This is a genomic window from Geobacillus sp. PLS 41, assembly GCF_056494105.1.
The window spans coordinates 690,328-704,939 of the sequence record NZ_CM151395.1 but is presented as its reverse complement, the minus strand read 5'-3'; the positions used below and the strand labels follow the sequence as shown (position 1 = coordinate 704,939).

Sequence of the window (14,612 nt, the reverse complement as noted above, 5' to 3'; positions counted from 1 at the left end):
AAGACCCATGAATGGGTCTGTGAAGCGAGTCGTTGTTCGGTCTTTCGTCACGCCTTAGCGTGACAGAGGCAAGCCTATGGCTTGCCTTCGACAGTCAAAAATGGATGAGCCACTTTTCCGTCAAGAATATGTTAAACGATTTCGTTGCATCTCTATACACTCCCTTGCTGCCGCCATTCTCATGAAGCAAGACGCCCACGGCCGGCATGGGGCTGCACGGCGTCTCCCGCTTATGGCCCACAGGCCGCATCCGCTCCGATGCGGCCCTGGTTCCTCCTACAAATGCTTATTTTCATACTCGGCGATTTTGCCGATTCGCCGCGCATGGCGTCCGCCTTCAAATTCGGTCTCAAGCCATGCCTTGGCGATTTCGCGCGCCAGGCCGGGGCCGATGACGCGCTCCCCCATCGCGAGAATGTTGCTGTCGTTATGCATGCGCGTCAGCTTGGCGCTGTAGACGTCGTGGCAAAGGGCGCAGCGCACCCCTTTCACTTTGTTGGCGGCGATCGTCATGCCGATGCCGGTGCCGCAGATCAAAATGCCGCGATCAAATTCGCCGCGCGCCACTTTTTCAGCGACGGGAAGCGCGTAATCCGGGTAATCGACCGATGTTTCACAATCGCAGCCAAAATCGGTGTACTCGATTCCCATTTCATCCAACAGTGCTTTAATTTCCTCACGAATGCGAATTCCACCATGGTCAGAAGCAATAGCGACTTTCATCACGTTCGGGCGGGGAGCCCTAGGCTTCGCAGTGATAGCGAAAGCCAGGGAGGAATCGCCCTTCCTCCTTTCGATGAATCATATTTGCATGTGCATCAACGGGTGCGGAACCGGGCGACAGCCGCCTGCAATTGTTCGGCCTGTTCAACCAACTCGCCAGCCAGTTTATGCACATCGTTGATCGATGCGGCCTGCTCCTCGGTCGCCGCCGCAACTTCGAGCGCGCCGGCGGACGTCTGCTCAGCAATCGCCGCCACTTCTTGCGTCTGCGCCGCGGCCCGCTCCATATGCCCCATTTGACGCTTCGCCAGCTCAGCGATGTCATGGACGGCGCGGATCACTTCATCAGCTGAGGCCGCCATGGCCGCAATGGCCTCATTCGTGCGCTCCCCTTTCGCCGCCTCAGCGTTGGCAGCAGCCACCTGCTTGTCCATTTGCGCCACCACACGGGCGACTTCATTTTGAATGTTGCCGACCAGTTCCGCGATTTTCTTGACCGCCTTGGCGCTCTCATCAGCCAGCTTGCGCACTTCCTCAGCGACGACGGCAAACCCCCGGCCGTGCTCGCCGGCGCGGGCTGCCTCAATGGAAGCATTGAGCGCAAGCAAGTTCGTCTGTTCAGCGATGTCCGCGACAAGCAACGTAATGTTGCCGATTTGATTGGCGTGTGCTTCGAGCTGCTTGACAGCCGCCCGCGACAGTTCTTGATCGTCAGCCAGCTGATCGATGCCGCTGACAAGCGAATGGATGATATCGCGGCTTGCCTTCAGCGTTTCGGCCATCCCATATACCGACTGTTCCGCACGCTCGGCTGTTTCTTTTACTTGTACTGCGATGGCGAGCACATCCTCGGCCGCCGCAGCCGCCTCTTGAATCGCCTCGGCCGAAGACGCCGCCCCTTTGGAAATGTCGTCAATGGTCGCTGCAATATCGCGTGCACGGTTTGACGCTGTTTCGGACGCCTGCCTCATTTCCGCCGTCTTTTCAGTCGTGCGCGCTGCGCTCTCTTCCACATTGGCGACGACTGCGCGCAAATGGCCGAGCATCCGGTTGAACGCGACAGCCAGCGAGCGAATTTCGTCATGGGAAGAGGGCAGCGGAACATCCTCATCGATATGCCCTTCCGTCGCCTTTGCCGCCGCTTCCTCGAGCCGTTGCAGCGGCCTTGTAATCCAGCCAGCGGCCAAATAGGCAAGCACTCCGGACCAAAAGATGCCAAGGAGCAACACGATCATCGTGAACACGCTTTTGTTCCATGAGGCGAACCACTGATCATACAAAACGTACAAGAAAAAGGCGCTCGTTGAATACGTGATCAGCGCCAACGCTGTCGTAAAGACGACGAGCTTCAGGCGCAAACCGAACCGATGACTTGTCCCCCCCATTTGTGTTCCCCCTCACTTCTTTACCTCATTGTTCTGTTTGCAACTTTTCCGCCAAGCGGTCAATGAGCGTCTCCAGCTCATCGCGCGCCGCCCGGTACACTTCAATCGGCCCGCCGAACGGATCGGCGATGTCGCCGTCTGTTCCCGAGACGAACTGCTTCAACGTAAACGTTTTGTCCTTCGCTTCTGGGAAACGCTCGACGATCATTTCTTTATGGCCGGATGTCATCGCCAGCACGTGCGTCGCCCAGTCGATATGCTCTTTTTTCAGCTGCGAGGAGCGGTGGGCCGCTTCGATTCCTTTTTCCTTCAACACCGTCTTGGCGTGAACCGACGCCTCGCTCCCTTCCGCCGCAAACACGCCGGCCGATTTCACCTCGACGCCTGGCAGCTGCTTATTCTCCAACAATGCAGCGGCCATCGGGCTTCGGCACGTATTGCCCGTGCAGACGAACAAAATGCGGTATGGCATACAACCACCTCTTCACATCAATGACTTACCATCAATATACCATAGGGAAAAGAGCAAAAAAAGGCTCTTCACCACAACATGTACTTGACAAGCAATGCGGTTTCCTGCGTAAGGATAGGCAAAAAGTGCTGATTTTCCCTCACAAGCGTAAATAGGGTATGTTCAGAAAAAATCAAGTACAACTTTTGGTGAAGAGCCGCAAAAAAAGCAGGCAGTCCGCTTTTTTCCACTGAAGGAAAACCGCCTGCCGCCGTTTATAGAAAAAGCAGCTTGAGCCCGAACGCCAGCAAAATGCTGCCGCCGAGCGCTTCGCTGTAAGAACCGAGCCATTGCTGAAAATGGCGGCCGACAAAAAGCCCAACCCATGTCAGCACCATGCTGAACAGACCAAACAGCAAAATCGTCACCATCGTCCGCGCTCCGAAAATGCCGAGGCTCAGCCCGACGGAAAAGCTGTCTAGGCTGACGCTGAACGCAAAAAAAAGCAACCCCACCCCACGAGGAAACAGCGGTGAGCCATCGTCCCTCCGGAACGAGGCGATGATCATTTGCCCGCCAAGCCATAACAGCAGCGCCCCGCCCGCGTATGTCGCGACACTTCCGAACTCGCGCGACAGCAGGCGGCCGACCGCCATGCCAGCAAGCGGCATGAGAATATGAAACAAGCCGATCGTCAACCCGATATAAAACATTTGCCGCAGCCGGAGGCGCAACAGCCCCATTCCTAAAGCGACTGAAAACGCGTCCATGCCCAGCGCCAGCGCCATCATTGACAGCGCGATGATTTCGCCGATGAATGCGCCCATGTTTCTTCCCTCCCGGACCGGCCTTATTGCTAAACATATGCACGTCCAGGGCAGTTTAGAAGCAGAGCGGGCAGCCAATGGGCGCCGCCTGATTGACGGGCGGACGGAAAAGAAAAAACCGGTCCACAACAGACCGGTTTCGCGCTTGGAAACGGCATCCCCCAAATCCTCTAGTTGCCATTTGAACCTTACCGTTTGCAGAGCCGTTTTCTCGACTATCGCACGACCGAACAACGCCGCTTCCAAACCCATACATGGATCTGTGAAGCGCGTTTCCGTTCGGTCTTCCGTCACGCCAAGGCGCGACGAAGAAGCCTGCGGCTTGCCTCCGACCGTCAAAAAATAGACAAGCTGCTTTTTCGACCAGGATACGTGAAACTTGTTCACTGCATCTATACAGACGGCCGTCCTTTCATTTCCGCTGTTCGCTGATGGCGCGTCCGCCGGCTGCTTTGCGGAGCCGGTTCATGATCGCCGCGCCGATTCCTTCTTCCGGAAACGCCTCGCTGTAAATGAGATCGACGTTCGTTTCATCAAATCGGCGCAGCGTGTCGTACAGCCGGCTCGCGACCGTCTCAAGCGCCTGGCGCGTTCCGCACGGCAGCACGACATCGGCCGCATACTGATCCCGGTTCTCCTCGGTCGTCAACACGCCGACCGTTTTCCCTTCCGCCCGGCTTTCATCGACAAGCCGCTGCAAAAACGCGGGCGGGCCGGCGACGATCCAAAGCGGCGCTTTCGGCGCATAATGCGTATATTTCATCCCCGGCGCTTTCGGCGCCGCCTCGTCATCCACAGCAGCGGCCTCTTCAACGCGGCCGATCGCTTCAATAAGCGCCTCTTTCGTCACTCCTCCCGGGCGCAAAATCGTCGGCACGCCCCCACTGCAATCGAGCACCGTCGATTCAACGCCCACGCCGGTCGGCCCGCCGTCGATCACCCCGGCGATCCGCCCGTCTAAATCGGCAAGCACGTGCGCCGCCGTCGTCGGACTCGGCCTTCCTGACCGATTCGCGCTCGGGGCGGCCAACGCCAAGCCGCTCGCCTCGATCAACGCCAGCGCCAGCGGGTGATCCGGCATGCGCACCGCCACCGTCGGCAGCCCAGCCGTCACCCGTTCAGACACCGCTTTGGCCCGTTTTGGCAATACTAACGTGAGCGGCCCCGGCCAAAACCGCTCCATCAACGTTTTCGCCATCGGCGGGATCGAGGCGGCTACCGCCTCCGCTTGGGCCATGCTGGCGACATGAACGATGAGCGGATTGTCGCTCGGCCGCCCTTTGGCGGCGAAAATTTTTTCCACCGCGGCTGTATTGGCCGCATCGGCCCCCAACCCGTACACCGTTTCCGTCGGGAATGCGATGACTTCCCCGGCCCGCAGCCATTCAACCGCCTCTCGTATTTGTGGATAAACTTGCTGTTTATCCACAATATTATCCACAACCCAAACACGCGTTTTCAATCGTTTCACCTTCTCCATCGCCGTGATTCGCCTTGAAAATGGCGGCTTTTTTTACAAGCGTCAGATCGCCGCCCGATGCCTTTCCACAGTTATACACAAATTGTGAATAAACTTGTTATTTTTGTGGATAACTTTGTGGATAGATGCTTATGGAATGAGATGGCTGAGCCACTCTTTGAAGAAAAATTTTACTTCCACCGGCTGTTCCGGCTCGGCCATGACGACGAAGGACGAGTCTTGATCATCAGTGTGCCCTTTGTCTTTCTCGCCATCCGCATGGATGGACGAAGCGGCGCGATCTTCGGTTTCCGCCATCGCACCCCTCTCCTCTTTCGGTTCGTCCCGCTCGATGGCCTGCTCGCCGCTTCGCATCGCCTCAGCTTCCGCTTCGGCCGACTCGCTGTTTTGCTTCGACCCGGCTTCCATTGACCGGACGCTCTCAGCCGACACCGGTTCATTCGTTCCTGCAGGCGATCGGTTCGCCTCCATCATGACGGCATCGCTGTTGGAAAAATCGAGAAAACAAAGCGGCGGGAACAGAACGCACCACCAGTTTGCTCCTTTTCCTTCCCCAAGTGTGATCAGCACGGCATCATAGATGCCAGCCGGATATACGTAGTTGCCGTACACTTTCGTCGGAAAATGAACCGGGCCAAACTCCACTTTGTACGTTTGATTGCTTTGTTCATCGCGCAACACGCGGGCGACCGTCCGCTCGATGTCCGGCAGGTGAGAGCGGATGACGCGCTTTGCTTCCTCAAACGAAGTGAGTTCGGCCACCCAGCCGTTGATTTGCGCATTGACCGCATCACGCACTTTTCGCTTCAATTGTTGGTCTTCATCGGCGTCGCTGTTGGCTAAAATGCGCAAGCGGATTGCCTCATCAGGGATGGCGACCGCCGCGTTCGCCCCGGCGTCCGTCTTGTGGCCGTACAGCTCGACGAGTACGCCTATCGTTAATAGAATGATATATAAACATATGGCAATGGCATTTCCTTTGATGGTCATCATCGGCACCGTCCTTTCACCTTTCATTGTGGACGGCGCCGCTCGTTTTTAAACCTATCAATCTAACACGTTTTCCCGTTTTTCGGCCTCGTCATGTACACCATTCGGTCTTTGCCGTTGAGGTCAAAATCGACTTCCACTGCGGCTTCTGGAAACGCTGCGGCCAAGAGCGCCGCCACTGCTTCCCCCTTGCCCGGCGCCGACTTCAAAAGCGGCAAGCGCCGGCGCGCCGAGCACAAGCGGCAGCTCGCGGGCGAAGCGGCGGTAAAAATCGAGCCCATCGCGGCCGCCAAAGAGCGCCGTGTGCGGCTCATAGTTTTTGACGACCGGGGAAAGCATAGCGGCGTCCGTCTCTGGAATGTACGGCGGATTGGAAACGACGACATCGACCGTCCACCCCATGGCCATGATCGGCTGCAGCAAATCGCCGCACAAAAATGAAACGTTCGCCCCGAGCCGCCGGGCGTTTTCACGGGCGACCGCGAGCGCCGCTTCGGAAATATCGGTTGCGGTCACCGACAACGCTTTGTTCTCCAGCGCCAATGTCACGGCGATCGCCCCGCTGCCAGTGCCGACGTCAACGACATCGATCCGCTTCCGACCAGCAAATAGACGCGGCACCCGCTTTAGGACGCCAAGCACCAGTTCTTCCGTTTCCGGGCGCGGGATTAACACATGGCGATTGACAAGAAACAACCGGCCGTAAAACGATTCATAGCCGATCAAATATTGAATCGGCACATGGTCCACCGCATGGCGGCGCACATCGGCCGCAAATCGTTCATATACCGCTTCGTCGACCGGCTCGCGCCAACGGGCGAACAGCCCGGCCCGATCGGTGCGCAAATGGTGGCACAATAGCCACTCCGCCGCCCGCTCCTCTTTTCCGTGGGCGCGCAAAAAAAGAAGAAGCCCAGGCGAGGACTTCATGTACGTTACGACGCATCGTTCGCTTGCTCCAATTTTTTCGCTTGGTCGTCCAAAATGAGCGCCTCGATGATTTCATCCAAATGCCCATCGAGCACTTGATCGAGCTTTTGGATCGTCAGTCCGATGCGGTGGTCGGTGACGCGGTTTTGCGGGAAGTTGTACGTGCGAATGCGTTCAGAACGATCGCCGGTGCCGACAGCTTGCTTGCGCGTTTGGTCGTATTCAGCGCGCGCTTCTTGCTGGTATTTGTCGTAAATGCGGGCGCGCAATACTTTCATCGCTTTTTCTTTGTTTTTGATTTGCGATTTTTCGTCTTGGCACGTGACGACAATGCCGGTCGGAATATGGGTGAGGCGCACGGCCGACATCGTCGTGTTGACGCTTTGCCCACCCGGTCCGCTTGAGGCGAACGTGTCGACGCGAATGTCTTTTTCATTGATTTCGACTTCGATTTCTTCCATCTCCGGCAGGCAGGCGACCGTCGCCGTCGACGTATGGATGCGCCCGCCTGACTCCGTTTCCGGGACGCGCTGGACGCGGTGCGCGCCGTTTTCAAACTTCAGCTTTGAATACGCCCCTTTGCCGTTGATCATAAAAATGATTTCTTTATAGCCGCCGAGGCCGGTCGGGCTCGCTTCGATCACTTCCGTCTTCCACCCTTGCGATTCCGCATAGCGCGTATACATCCGGTACAAGTCGCCGGCAAACAGCGCCGCCTCTTCGCCGCCGGCGGCCGCGCGGATTTCCATAATGACGTTTTTCTCATCGTTCGGATCTTTCGGCAAAAGCAACACTTTCAGCTTTTCAACGAGCGCCTCTTCCCGTTCTTCCAGCTCGCCGATTTCCTCTTTCACCATCTCGCGCAGCTCCGGCTCCAGCTTTTCTTCGAGCATCGCTTTCGCTTCGGCCAGCTGCTCGCGAACCGATTTGTATTCGCGGTACGTTTGCACCGTTTCTTCCAAATCCGCCTGCTCTTTCGAATAATCGCGCAGCTTTTTCGGATCGTTGATGACGTCGGGATCCATCAACAGTTCATTGAGCTTTTCATACCGTTGCTCCACAGCTTCCAACCGATCAAACACATCATTCACCTCTGTTTTTCCCACACAGTCTAATTTTAGATTATAGCATGAAATGAAGCCAAACAAAAACCCCCGCTTTTGGCAAGCGGGAGCTCTCAGTTGACGCGCACGATGATCTCGTATGTCGGGATCGCTTTTGTCAGCAGCTTGTCAATGCGTTGCGCCTCGCGCTGCCGCTCCTCGTCAGACAGCTCTTCCGGTGCATCAACGGTCACATACATATTGCCGCCGTGAAACCAGATGGAGTCGGCGTGGTAATCGGTGTACCGCTCGATGAGTTGTGCTGCCTTGCGCGTATCGGCGCGCTGGTTTTCGCTTCCTTCGGTCAAGCTGATAAAATTCGGGTTTTGCCGCACGTTTTCCGGATCGTCGAAGTTGTTGTACAAGTCTCTGTCAGCGTCGATCTTCGGCCGCCCGTCCGTCATCAGCCGCGCGCCGTTTTTGTCCTCGCTTTGCTGGCGGTAGGACGGATGATCCGGAGCGAGCGAACAGGCCGAAAGCAGGAAGATCATTCCTAACAGCCAGATGCGTCTCATCCTTTTTCGCCTCCTTAGCTGTTAGGATGTCCATGATCGCCCGTCAATGATACACGGCAAGCCATAAATCTTTCTGCCATCATTCGTCTATTTTGCGGCGAACGAACAAAAGGGGCAGCCTAGTCAAGCGAACGATCAATGATGAACGAGCCGCATGCCAAACGCTTTTTCCTCCCATAGCGAATGGACGCACGAGACGGGCGAGAATGATGGCGCCGCTTCCGCCCTTCTCGGTCGGCGAAACATACGAATATGCACCGTTTCCATCAACGATGGCTGCGCTTCGCCACTTGGTCGATGAAAGCGGCCAAACAACATCAGTGACCGCCTCACCATCACTCACCCGTATGTCCAGCAAGCGGGCGGTTGTATCGCTTTTTCGGTTTGCCAGGCACTTCATGGTGATGGCGGCAGCGAGGCTCGTACGCCTCGCTGGCGCCGACGAGAATCACCGGATCGTCATAAGAGGCGGGCGCACCGTTAATGAGCCGCTGCGTCCGGCTGGCCGGGGAACCGCATACCGTGCAAACCGCCTGCAGCTTCGTCACCGACTCAGCGATCGCCATCAGCGCCGGCACGGGGCCAAACGGTTCGCCGCGAAAATCTTGGTCGAGCCCCGCGGCGATGACGCGGTAGCCGCAATCAGCGAGCGTTTGCACCACATCGATGATGTCGTCGGAAAAAAACTGTATTTCATCGATGGCGACGACGTCGGTGGCGGCGGAAATGTAACGGAACATTTCCGCCGGCGTCGCGACCGGAATGGCGATCACCGAATTGCCGTTGTGCGACACGACTGCGTCTTCGCTATAACGATTGTCGATCGTCGGTTTGAACACTTTCACTTCCTGCTTGGCAAACTGAGCGCGGCGGACGCGGCGAATCAATTCTTCTGATTTGCCGGAAAACATGCATCCACAAATGAGCTCAAGCCAGCCGGACTGCGTCATCACGTACATCGGGGCCTCTCCTTTCACACAACACTGTCCTCAAACCATCGGCCGCTCCTTGCCGTCTGCCATCGCAACGATCAGCGGGATCAGCTTGATAAGCAACCGGCCTTCCATCTGCTCTCACGAAAAAGCAGGCAAGTTTCGCTTGCCTGCTTTCGTCACGTCCTTGTTACTTAAGGCCGTATTTTTTATTGAATTTATCCACGCGGCCCGCTGCCGTAACAAATTTTTGTTTGCCCGTGAAGAACGGATGGCATTCCGAGCAAATCTCCACGCGCAGCTCGTCTTTGACCGAACCGCTTTCGAATTCGTTGCCGCATGCGCAACGGACGATGACTTTTTTGTACTCTGGATGGATGCCTTGTTTCATCGTTTTCATCTCCTTCCGCCCTGTATCTTATCGAAACAGAGTGATTCGTAGCATGGAACGCTTCATGCTTATGCGCGCCCGCCCGTTTGGCAAGGCGCAGCGCATGGAACAGCTGGGACTCCACCGAAGCGAACCCAGCCGGTGCAAATCACGGATCGCACAAACCAAAAGGCGATAGCCAAAACACACATGTTAAGATTATAACAGCTTTTCTGTCAGTTTGCAACGGGCGATTCGCGGCAAATTCCGCCAACTGCCTACAGACGGGGCGGGCCGCCCTGTTTCCACTCCTGATCGAGCAAGGCGAAAAACTCTTCGTTTGACTTCGTCCGGCGCAATTTGTTCAAAAACCGCTCGATAAAGTCGGGCGAATCGGCCATCGTTTTGCGGATCGCCCACAGCTTTTCCAAATGTTCTTTCGGGATGAGCAGCTCCTCTTTGCGCGTTCCCGAGCGGCGAATGTCAATCGCCGGAAAAATGCGGCGCTCGGCGAGCGAGCGGTCAAGATGGAGCTCCATGTTGCCGGTGCCTTTAAATTCCTCGTAAATGACGTCATCCATGCGCGACCCGGTGTCAATGAGGGCGGTCGCCAAAATCGTCAAGCTGCCGCCTTCTTCGATGTTGCGCGCCGCGCCGAAAAACCGCTTCGGGCGATGAAACGCCGCTGGGTCGATCCCGCCCGAGAGCGTGCGTCCGCTCGGCGGAATGACCAAGTTGTACGCCCGGGCGAGGCGGGTGATGCTGTCCATTAAAATGACGACGTCACGCTTATGCTCAACTAATCGCATCGCCCGTTCTAAGACAAGCTCGGCCACTTTAATATGGTTTTCCGGCACCTCATCAAACGTCGAGCTGACGACATCGCCTTGCACCGACCGCTCGATGTCGGTCACTTCTTCCGGCCGTTCGTCAATGAGCAAGACGATCAACTCGACATCCGGGTGGTTTGTGGTGATGCTGTTGGCAATTTCCTTCAGCAGCATCGTCTTGCCAGCTTTCGGCGGCGCGACGATCAACCCGCGCTGGCCAAAGCCGACGGGAGCGATCAAGTCGATGATGCGGGTCGACAGCTTGTCCGGCGTTGTCTCCAGCTTCATTTGCCGATTCGGGTAAAGCGGCGTCAACGCTGGAAAGTGAACGCGCTCCTTGGCGACTTCCGGGTCTTCGCCGTTGACCGCTTCGACATGAAGCAAGCCGAAGTAGCGTTCATTTTCTTTCGGCGGCCGCACTTTGCCGGATACTTTATCCCCGTTGCGCAAATCAAAACGGCGGATTTGGGAAGCGGAAATGTAAATGTCTTCCGAGCTCGGGGAATAGTTGATCGGGCGCAAAAAGCCGAATCCTTCCGACGGAATGATTTCGAGGATGCCTTCCATGAAAAAGAGGCCGTCTTGTTCGGCACGCGCTTTCAAAATCGCAAAAATAAGCTCCTTTTTCGTCAACTTGCTGTAGTATGAAATTTTGTATTGCTTGGCGAGCTCATACAGCTCCTTCAATTTCATGTTTTCTAGTGCTGCTAACGTTAATTCCATCTTGACACCACACTTTGCAAATTTTCCTATTCTCCCATCGTTCGTGTTCGGACGTATTGGTCATCAATTCGACAGGCGAAGGGATTCATTTCGAAGATGATGAAGGCTGAAATGAAATAAAGAAGTAGAATGGCAGAGCTTATTTTTGCATAAGCAACACGACTATTTTACCCTTTTTTCTTCTTTTTAATCAATATTTTTTTGTTTTTCCGAGCCAGGCGCGGCTCCGGCGCCCGGCCGGATGGTAGGATATCATTTGATGACTAAGTTCGGTTTTTTCTTCAAACTGTGCCGCCCTTCGATGAAGCGGACCGTGCCGGACTTGGCCCGCATGACGACGGAGTGGGTGAGGCCGTACGCCCCTTTCAGCCGCACGCCGCGCAACAGTTCGCCGTCGGTGACGCCGGTGGCGGCAAAAATCGCGTCGTCTCCTTTCACCAAATCGTCCATGCGCAGCACTTTGTTGACGTCAATGCCCATTTGTTTGCACCGCTCGACTTCATCGTCGTTTTGCGGCAGCAGCTTCCCTTGCAGTTCGCCGCCAAGGCATTTCAACGCGACCGCCGCGAGCACTCCTTCCGGCGCGCCGCCCGAGCCGAACAAAATGTCAACGCCGGTATGGTCAAACGCCGTGTTAATGGCGGCGGCGACATCGCCGTCATTGATGAGCTTAATGCGGGCGCCGGCTTCACGCAGCTCATGAATGAGACGCTCATGGCGCGGACGGTTGAGAACAACCGCGACGACGTCTTCAATATCTTTGTTTTTCGCCTTCGCCACCGCCTTTAAATTGTCGATGATCGGCGCCTCAATGTCAATCATCCCGACCGCTTCCGGCCCGACGGCGATTTTCTCCATGTACATGTCCGGCGCGTGAAGCAGATGGCCGTGGTCAGCGACAGCGACGACAGCCAAGGCGTTCCATCCCCCGGAAGCGACGATGTTCGTCCCTTCAAGCGGGTCGACAGCGACATCGACGCGCGGGCCATAGCCGTTGCCGAGCTTTTCCCCGATATACAGCATCGGCGCTTCGTCCATTTCTCCTTCTCCAATGACGACAGTGCCTTTCATCGGCACGGTGTCAAACACGTCGCGCATCGCCGACGTCGCGGCGTCATCAGCCTCATTCTTTTTCCCGCGCCCCATCCAGCGGGCGGCGGCAAGCGCCGCCGCTTCGGTGACGCGCACGAGTTCCATCGATAAGCTTCGTTCCATCGTCGTTCTCCCCTTCCCCTTTGTCGACTGGACGTTACGCGTTTTTCACTTGCTCGATTTCTTCATCGGTCATTTTTTCGCGCCAAATGGTGGCGCCGATGTCAGACAGTTTTTCGACGAGGTTGCTGTAGCCGCGGTCGATATGCTCGACGCCGGTGATCTCCGTCACTCCTTCAGCCATCAGCCCGGCAATGACAAGCGCCGCCCCGGCGCGCAAATCGCTCGCCTTCACTTTCGCCCCTTGCAGTTTGACGGGGCCGGTGACGATGGCTGAGCGGCCTTCGACTTTTACATTGGCGTTCATGCGCCGCAATTCATCGACATGCTTGAAGCGGGCGCTGTAAATCGTGTCGGTGACGACGCTTGTGCCGTTGGCTTTTGTCAGCAGCGCGGTAAACGGCTGCTGCAGATCAGTTGGGAAGCCCGGATAGACGAGCGTCTTGACGTCAACCGCTTTCAAAACGTCGGTGCCGCAGACGAGAATTTGATCTTCCCCCGTCTCCACGCGCACCCCCATTTCGCGCAATTTGGCCGTCAGCGATTCAACGTGCTGCGGGATGACGTTGTCGACGACGACTTCGCCATTGGTGGCCGCGGCGGCGATCATGTACGTCCCGGCTTCGATCCGATCCGGGATGATGGCATGGCGGCAGCCCGATAATTTTTCGACGCCGTCAATGCGGATCACATCGGTGCCGGCTCCTTTGATTTTCGCGCCCATATTCGAAAGCAATGTCGCTACATCGATGATTTCCGGCTCTTTCGCCGCATTTTCGATAATCGTCCGCCCTTTGGCGCGCACCGCCGCCAGCATGATGTTGATCGTCGCGCCGACGCTGACGACGTCCAAAAAAATGCGGGCTCCGCGCAGTTCCTCCGCGCGCAAGTAAATGGCGCCCTGCTCGTTCGTTACGGTGGCTCCTAGCGCCTCAAACCCTTTGATATGCTGGTCAATCGGGCGCGGACCGAGATGACATCCGCCCGGCAAGCCGACAACCGCTCTTTTGAAGCGGCCAAGCATCGCCCCCATCAAATAGTAGGAGGCGCGCAGCTTTTTCACCTTCCCATTTGGAAGCGGCATGGACACCATATTCGTTGGGTCGATGACCGCCTCTTTGCCGTCAAACGAAAACGAGCCGCCGATTTCTTCGATCAAGCTTCCTAAAATGTGCACGTCGGAAATGTCCGGCAACCCCTCGATCGTCACCGGCGAATCGGCCAAAATCGCTGCAGGAATCAAAGCGACCGCGCTGTTTTTCGCACCGCTCACTTTGATCGTTCCCCGCAGCCGATCTCCGCCGATAATTTTCATTTTATCCATCGTCGTCTCCCTTCTTTGCTCGGAAGTTGGCTTCACCCCTGGGACGAAAAAGCAAAGCCGGGCGGGCTCATCACGTCCGGCCTGAACGCGGCAGAGCGAGCCCGCTTCACCCAAGAGGCAAACGGCTTACTTTCATTTTTGCCGATTCCAGTCGGCGAGAAACTTCTCAATTCCTTGATCAGTCAGCGGATGGTTGAACAATTGCATAAGCACCTTGTACGGAACCGTGGCAATATGCGCCCCGCGCAACGCCGCTTCTGTCACATGGTGCGGATGGCGGATCGAAGCGGCGATGATTTCCGTTTCAATGCCATGAATGTTGAAAATCTCAGCGATGGTGGAAATGAGCTCTAAACCGTTATGGCCGATGTCATCGAGGCGGCCGAGGAACGGAGAGACGTACGTCGCGCCGGCGCGTGCGGCCAAGAGCGCCTGGTTGGCGGTGAACACAAGCGTCACATTCGTTTGAATCCCTTTTTCGCTGAACGCCTTGACTGCTTTTAAGCCTTCCGGCGTCATCGGCACTTTGATCGTAATGTTCGGGGCGATTTTCGCCAGCTCTTCGCCTTCCGCGATCATGCCAGCGGCGTCGGTCGAAATGACTTCAGCGCTCACCGAACCAGAAACGATCGATGTAATTTCGCGCAACCGATCATGGAACGATACGTTCTCCTTCGCCACGAGGCTTGGGTTGGTCGTGACGCCGGCCAAAATGCCGAGTTCATGGGCGTGTTTGATTTCTTCCAAGTTGGCAGTGTCGATAAAAAATTTCATGCTGAACCCTCCTTGTTATTCGTTGCACATGCAAAGGCAGCCG

15 protein-coding genes and 1 pseudogene are annotated in these 14,612 nt (G+C 56.3%); all 16 read right to left on the bottom strand.

Annotation, left to right across the window (positions count from 1 at the left end; all coding sequences use genetic code 11):
- Positions 1–276 precede the first annotated feature (276 nt).
- Entirely contained in the window at positions 277–723 is a 447-nt protein-coding gene (gene rpiB, locus ACVX3G_RS03445) for a ribose 5-phosphate isomerase B (protein ID WP_011232838.1), read from the bottom strand.
- Between the two features lie 95 nt (positions 724–818).
- Positions 819–2,108 carry a methyl-accepting chemotaxis protein gene (locus ACVX3G_RS03440; protein WP_014196955.1) on the bottom strand — a complete coding sequence of 430 codons (1,290 nt, stop codon included), beginning with the start codon at positions 2,106–2,108 and terminating at the stop codon, positions 819–821.
- 25 nt (positions 2,109–2,133) lie between these two features.
- Positions 2,134–2,580 (bottom strand): low molecular weight protein arginine phosphatase, encoded by a 447-nt coding sequence (locus ACVX3G_RS03435; protein WP_011232840.1) that lies wholly within the window; start codon positions 2,578–2,580, stop codon positions 2,134–2,136.
- A 254-nt stretch (positions 2,581–2,834) separates the two neighbouring features.
- Complete coding sequence (locus ACVX3G_RS03430) at positions 2,835–3,386, bottom strand: manganese efflux pump MntP (protein WP_011232841.1); 552 nt, start codon at positions 3,384–3,386, stop codon at positions 2,835–2,837.
- Positions 3,387–3,798: 412 nt separating this feature from the next.
- The gene (locus ACVX3G_RS03425) at positions 3,799–4,866 is read right to left on the bottom strand and encodes an L-threonylcarbamoyladenylate synthase (protein WP_013146615.1); all 1,068 of its coding nucleotides are present in this window, start codon (positions 4,864–4,866) and stop codon (positions 3,799–3,801) included.
- A 129-nt stretch (positions 4,867–4,995) separates the two neighbouring features.
- Positions 4,996–5,859 carry a stage II sporulation protein R gene (gene spoIIR, locus ACVX3G_RS03420; protein WP_025039041.1) on the bottom strand — a complete coding sequence of 288 codons (864 nt, stop codon included), beginning with the start codon at positions 5,857–5,859 and terminating at the stop codon, positions 4,996–4,998.
- Positions 5,860–5,918: 59 nt separating this feature from the next.
- A pseudogene (prmC, locus tag ACVX3G_RS03415) lies at positions 5,919–6,802 on the bottom strand (peptide chain release factor N(5)-glutamine methyltransferase).
- Entirely contained in the window at positions 6,792–7,868 is a 1,077-nt protein-coding gene (gene prfA / locus ACVX3G_RS03410; protein WP_011232845.1) for a peptide chain release factor 1, read from the bottom strand. Before prfA ends, prmC begins: the two are co-directional and overlap by 11 nt.
- Before the next feature lie 95 nt (positions 7,869–7,963).
- Positions 7,964–8,404, bottom strand: coding sequence for a hypothetical protein (locus ACVX3G_RS03405; protein ID WP_011232846.1), 441 nt, complete (start codon positions 8,402–8,404; stop codon positions 7,964–7,966).
- 135 nt (positions 8,405–8,539) lie between these two features.
- Complete coding sequence (locus tag ACVX3G_RS03400) at positions 8,540–8,722, bottom strand: hypothetical protein (protein WP_014196961.1); 183 nt, start codon at positions 8,720–8,722, stop codon at positions 8,540–8,542.
- A 17-nt stretch (positions 8,723–8,739) separates the two neighbouring features.
- A complete protein-coding gene (locus ACVX3G_RS03395; RefSeq protein WP_014196962.1) occupies positions 8,740–9,363 on the bottom strand; it encodes a thymidine kinase in 624 nt (207 codons plus the stop codon).
- Between the two features lie 163 nt (positions 9,364–9,526).
- Positions 9,527–9,727 (bottom strand): 50S ribosomal protein L31, encoded by a 201-nt coding sequence (gene rpmE, locus ACVX3G_RS03390; RefSeq protein ID WP_011232848.1) that lies wholly within the window; start codon positions 9,725–9,727, stop codon positions 9,527–9,529.
- A gap of 257 nt (positions 9,728–9,984) precedes the next feature.
- The gene (gene rho, locus ACVX3G_RS03385) at positions 9,985–11,259 is read right to left on the bottom strand and encodes a transcription termination factor Rho (protein ID WP_011232849.1); all 1,275 of its coding nucleotides are present in this window, start codon (positions 11,257–11,259) and stop codon (positions 9,985–9,987) included.
- Between the two features lie 252 nt (positions 11,260–11,511).
- On the bottom strand, positions 11,512–12,474 hold the full coding sequence (gene glpX / locus ACVX3G_RS03380) for a class II fructose-bisphosphatase (protein WP_011232850.1): 963 nt from the start codon (positions 12,472–12,474) through the stop codon (positions 11,512–11,514).
- Between the two features lie 34 nt (positions 12,475–12,508).
- On the bottom strand, positions 12,509–13,795 hold the full coding sequence (locus ACVX3G_RS03375; protein ID WP_011232851.1) for a UDP-N-acetylglucosamine 1-carboxyvinyltransferase: 1,287 nt from the start codon (positions 13,793–13,795) through the stop codon (positions 12,509–12,511).
- 132 nt (positions 13,796–13,927) lie between these two features.
- On the bottom strand, positions 13,928–14,569 hold the full coding sequence (fsa, locus tag ACVX3G_RS03370; RefSeq protein ID WP_011232852.1) for a fructose-6-phosphate aldolase: 642 nt from the start codon (positions 14,567–14,569) through the stop codon (positions 13,928–13,930).
- Positions 14,570–14,612 lie beyond the last annotated feature (43 nt).

Bases quoted from the DNA above. Each gene is read 5' to 3' on its own strand.
- ACVX3G_RS03405 (WP_011232846.1), bottom strand. From the start codon at position 8,404: ATGAGACGCATCTGGCTGTTAGGAATGATCTTCCTGCTTTCGGCCTGT.
- fsa (WP_011232852.1), bottom strand. From the start codon at position 14,569: ATGAAATTTTTTATCGACACTGCCAACTTGGAAGAAATCAAACACGCC.
- ACVX3G_RS03440 (WP_014196955.1), bottom strand. From the start codon at position 2,108: ATGGGGGGGACAAGTCATCGGTTCGGTTTGCGCCTGAAGCTCGTCGTC.
- ACVX3G_RS03430 (WP_011232841.1), bottom strand. From the start codon at position 3,386: ATGGGCGCATTCATCGGCGAAATCATCGCGCTGTCAATGATGGCGCTG.
- glpX (WP_011232850.1), bottom strand. From the start codon at position 12,474: ATGGAACGAAGCTTATCGATGGAACTCGTGCGCGTCACCGAAGCGGCG.
- rpmE (WP_011232848.1), bottom strand. From the start codon at position 9,727: ATGAAACAAGGCATCCATCCAGAGTACAAAAAAGTCATCGTCCGTTGC.
- rpiB (WP_011232838.1), bottom strand. From the start codon at position 723: ATGAAAGTCGCTATTGCTTCTGACCATGGTGGAATTCGCATTCGTGAG.
- spoIIR (WP_025039041.1), bottom strand. From the start codon at position 5,859: ATGATGACCATCAAAGGAAATGCCATTGCCATATGTTTATATATCATT.
- rho (WP_011232849.1), bottom strand. From the start codon at position 11,259: ATGGAATTAACGTTAGCAGCACTAGAAAACATGAAATTGAAGGAGCTG.
- ACVX3G_RS03425 (WP_013146615.1), bottom strand. From the start codon at position 4,866: ATGGAGAAGGTGAAACGATTGAAAACGCGTGTTTGGGTTGTGGATAAT.
- ACVX3G_RS03375 (WP_011232851.1), bottom strand. From the start codon at position 13,795: ATGGATAAAATGAAAATTATCGGCGGAGATCGGCTGCGGGGAACGATC.
- ACVX3G_RS03400 (WP_014196961.1), bottom strand. From the start codon at position 8,722: ATGTTGTTTGGCCGCTTTCATCGACCAAGTGGCGAAGCGCAGCCATCG.
- ACVX3G_RS03395 (WP_014196962.1), bottom strand. From the start codon at position 9,363: ATGTACGTGATGACGCAGTCCGGCTGGCTTGAGCTCATTTGTGGATGC.
- ACVX3G_RS03435 (WP_011232840.1), bottom strand. From the start codon at position 2,580: ATGCCATACCGCATTTTGTTCGTCTGCACGGGCAATACGTGCCGAAGC.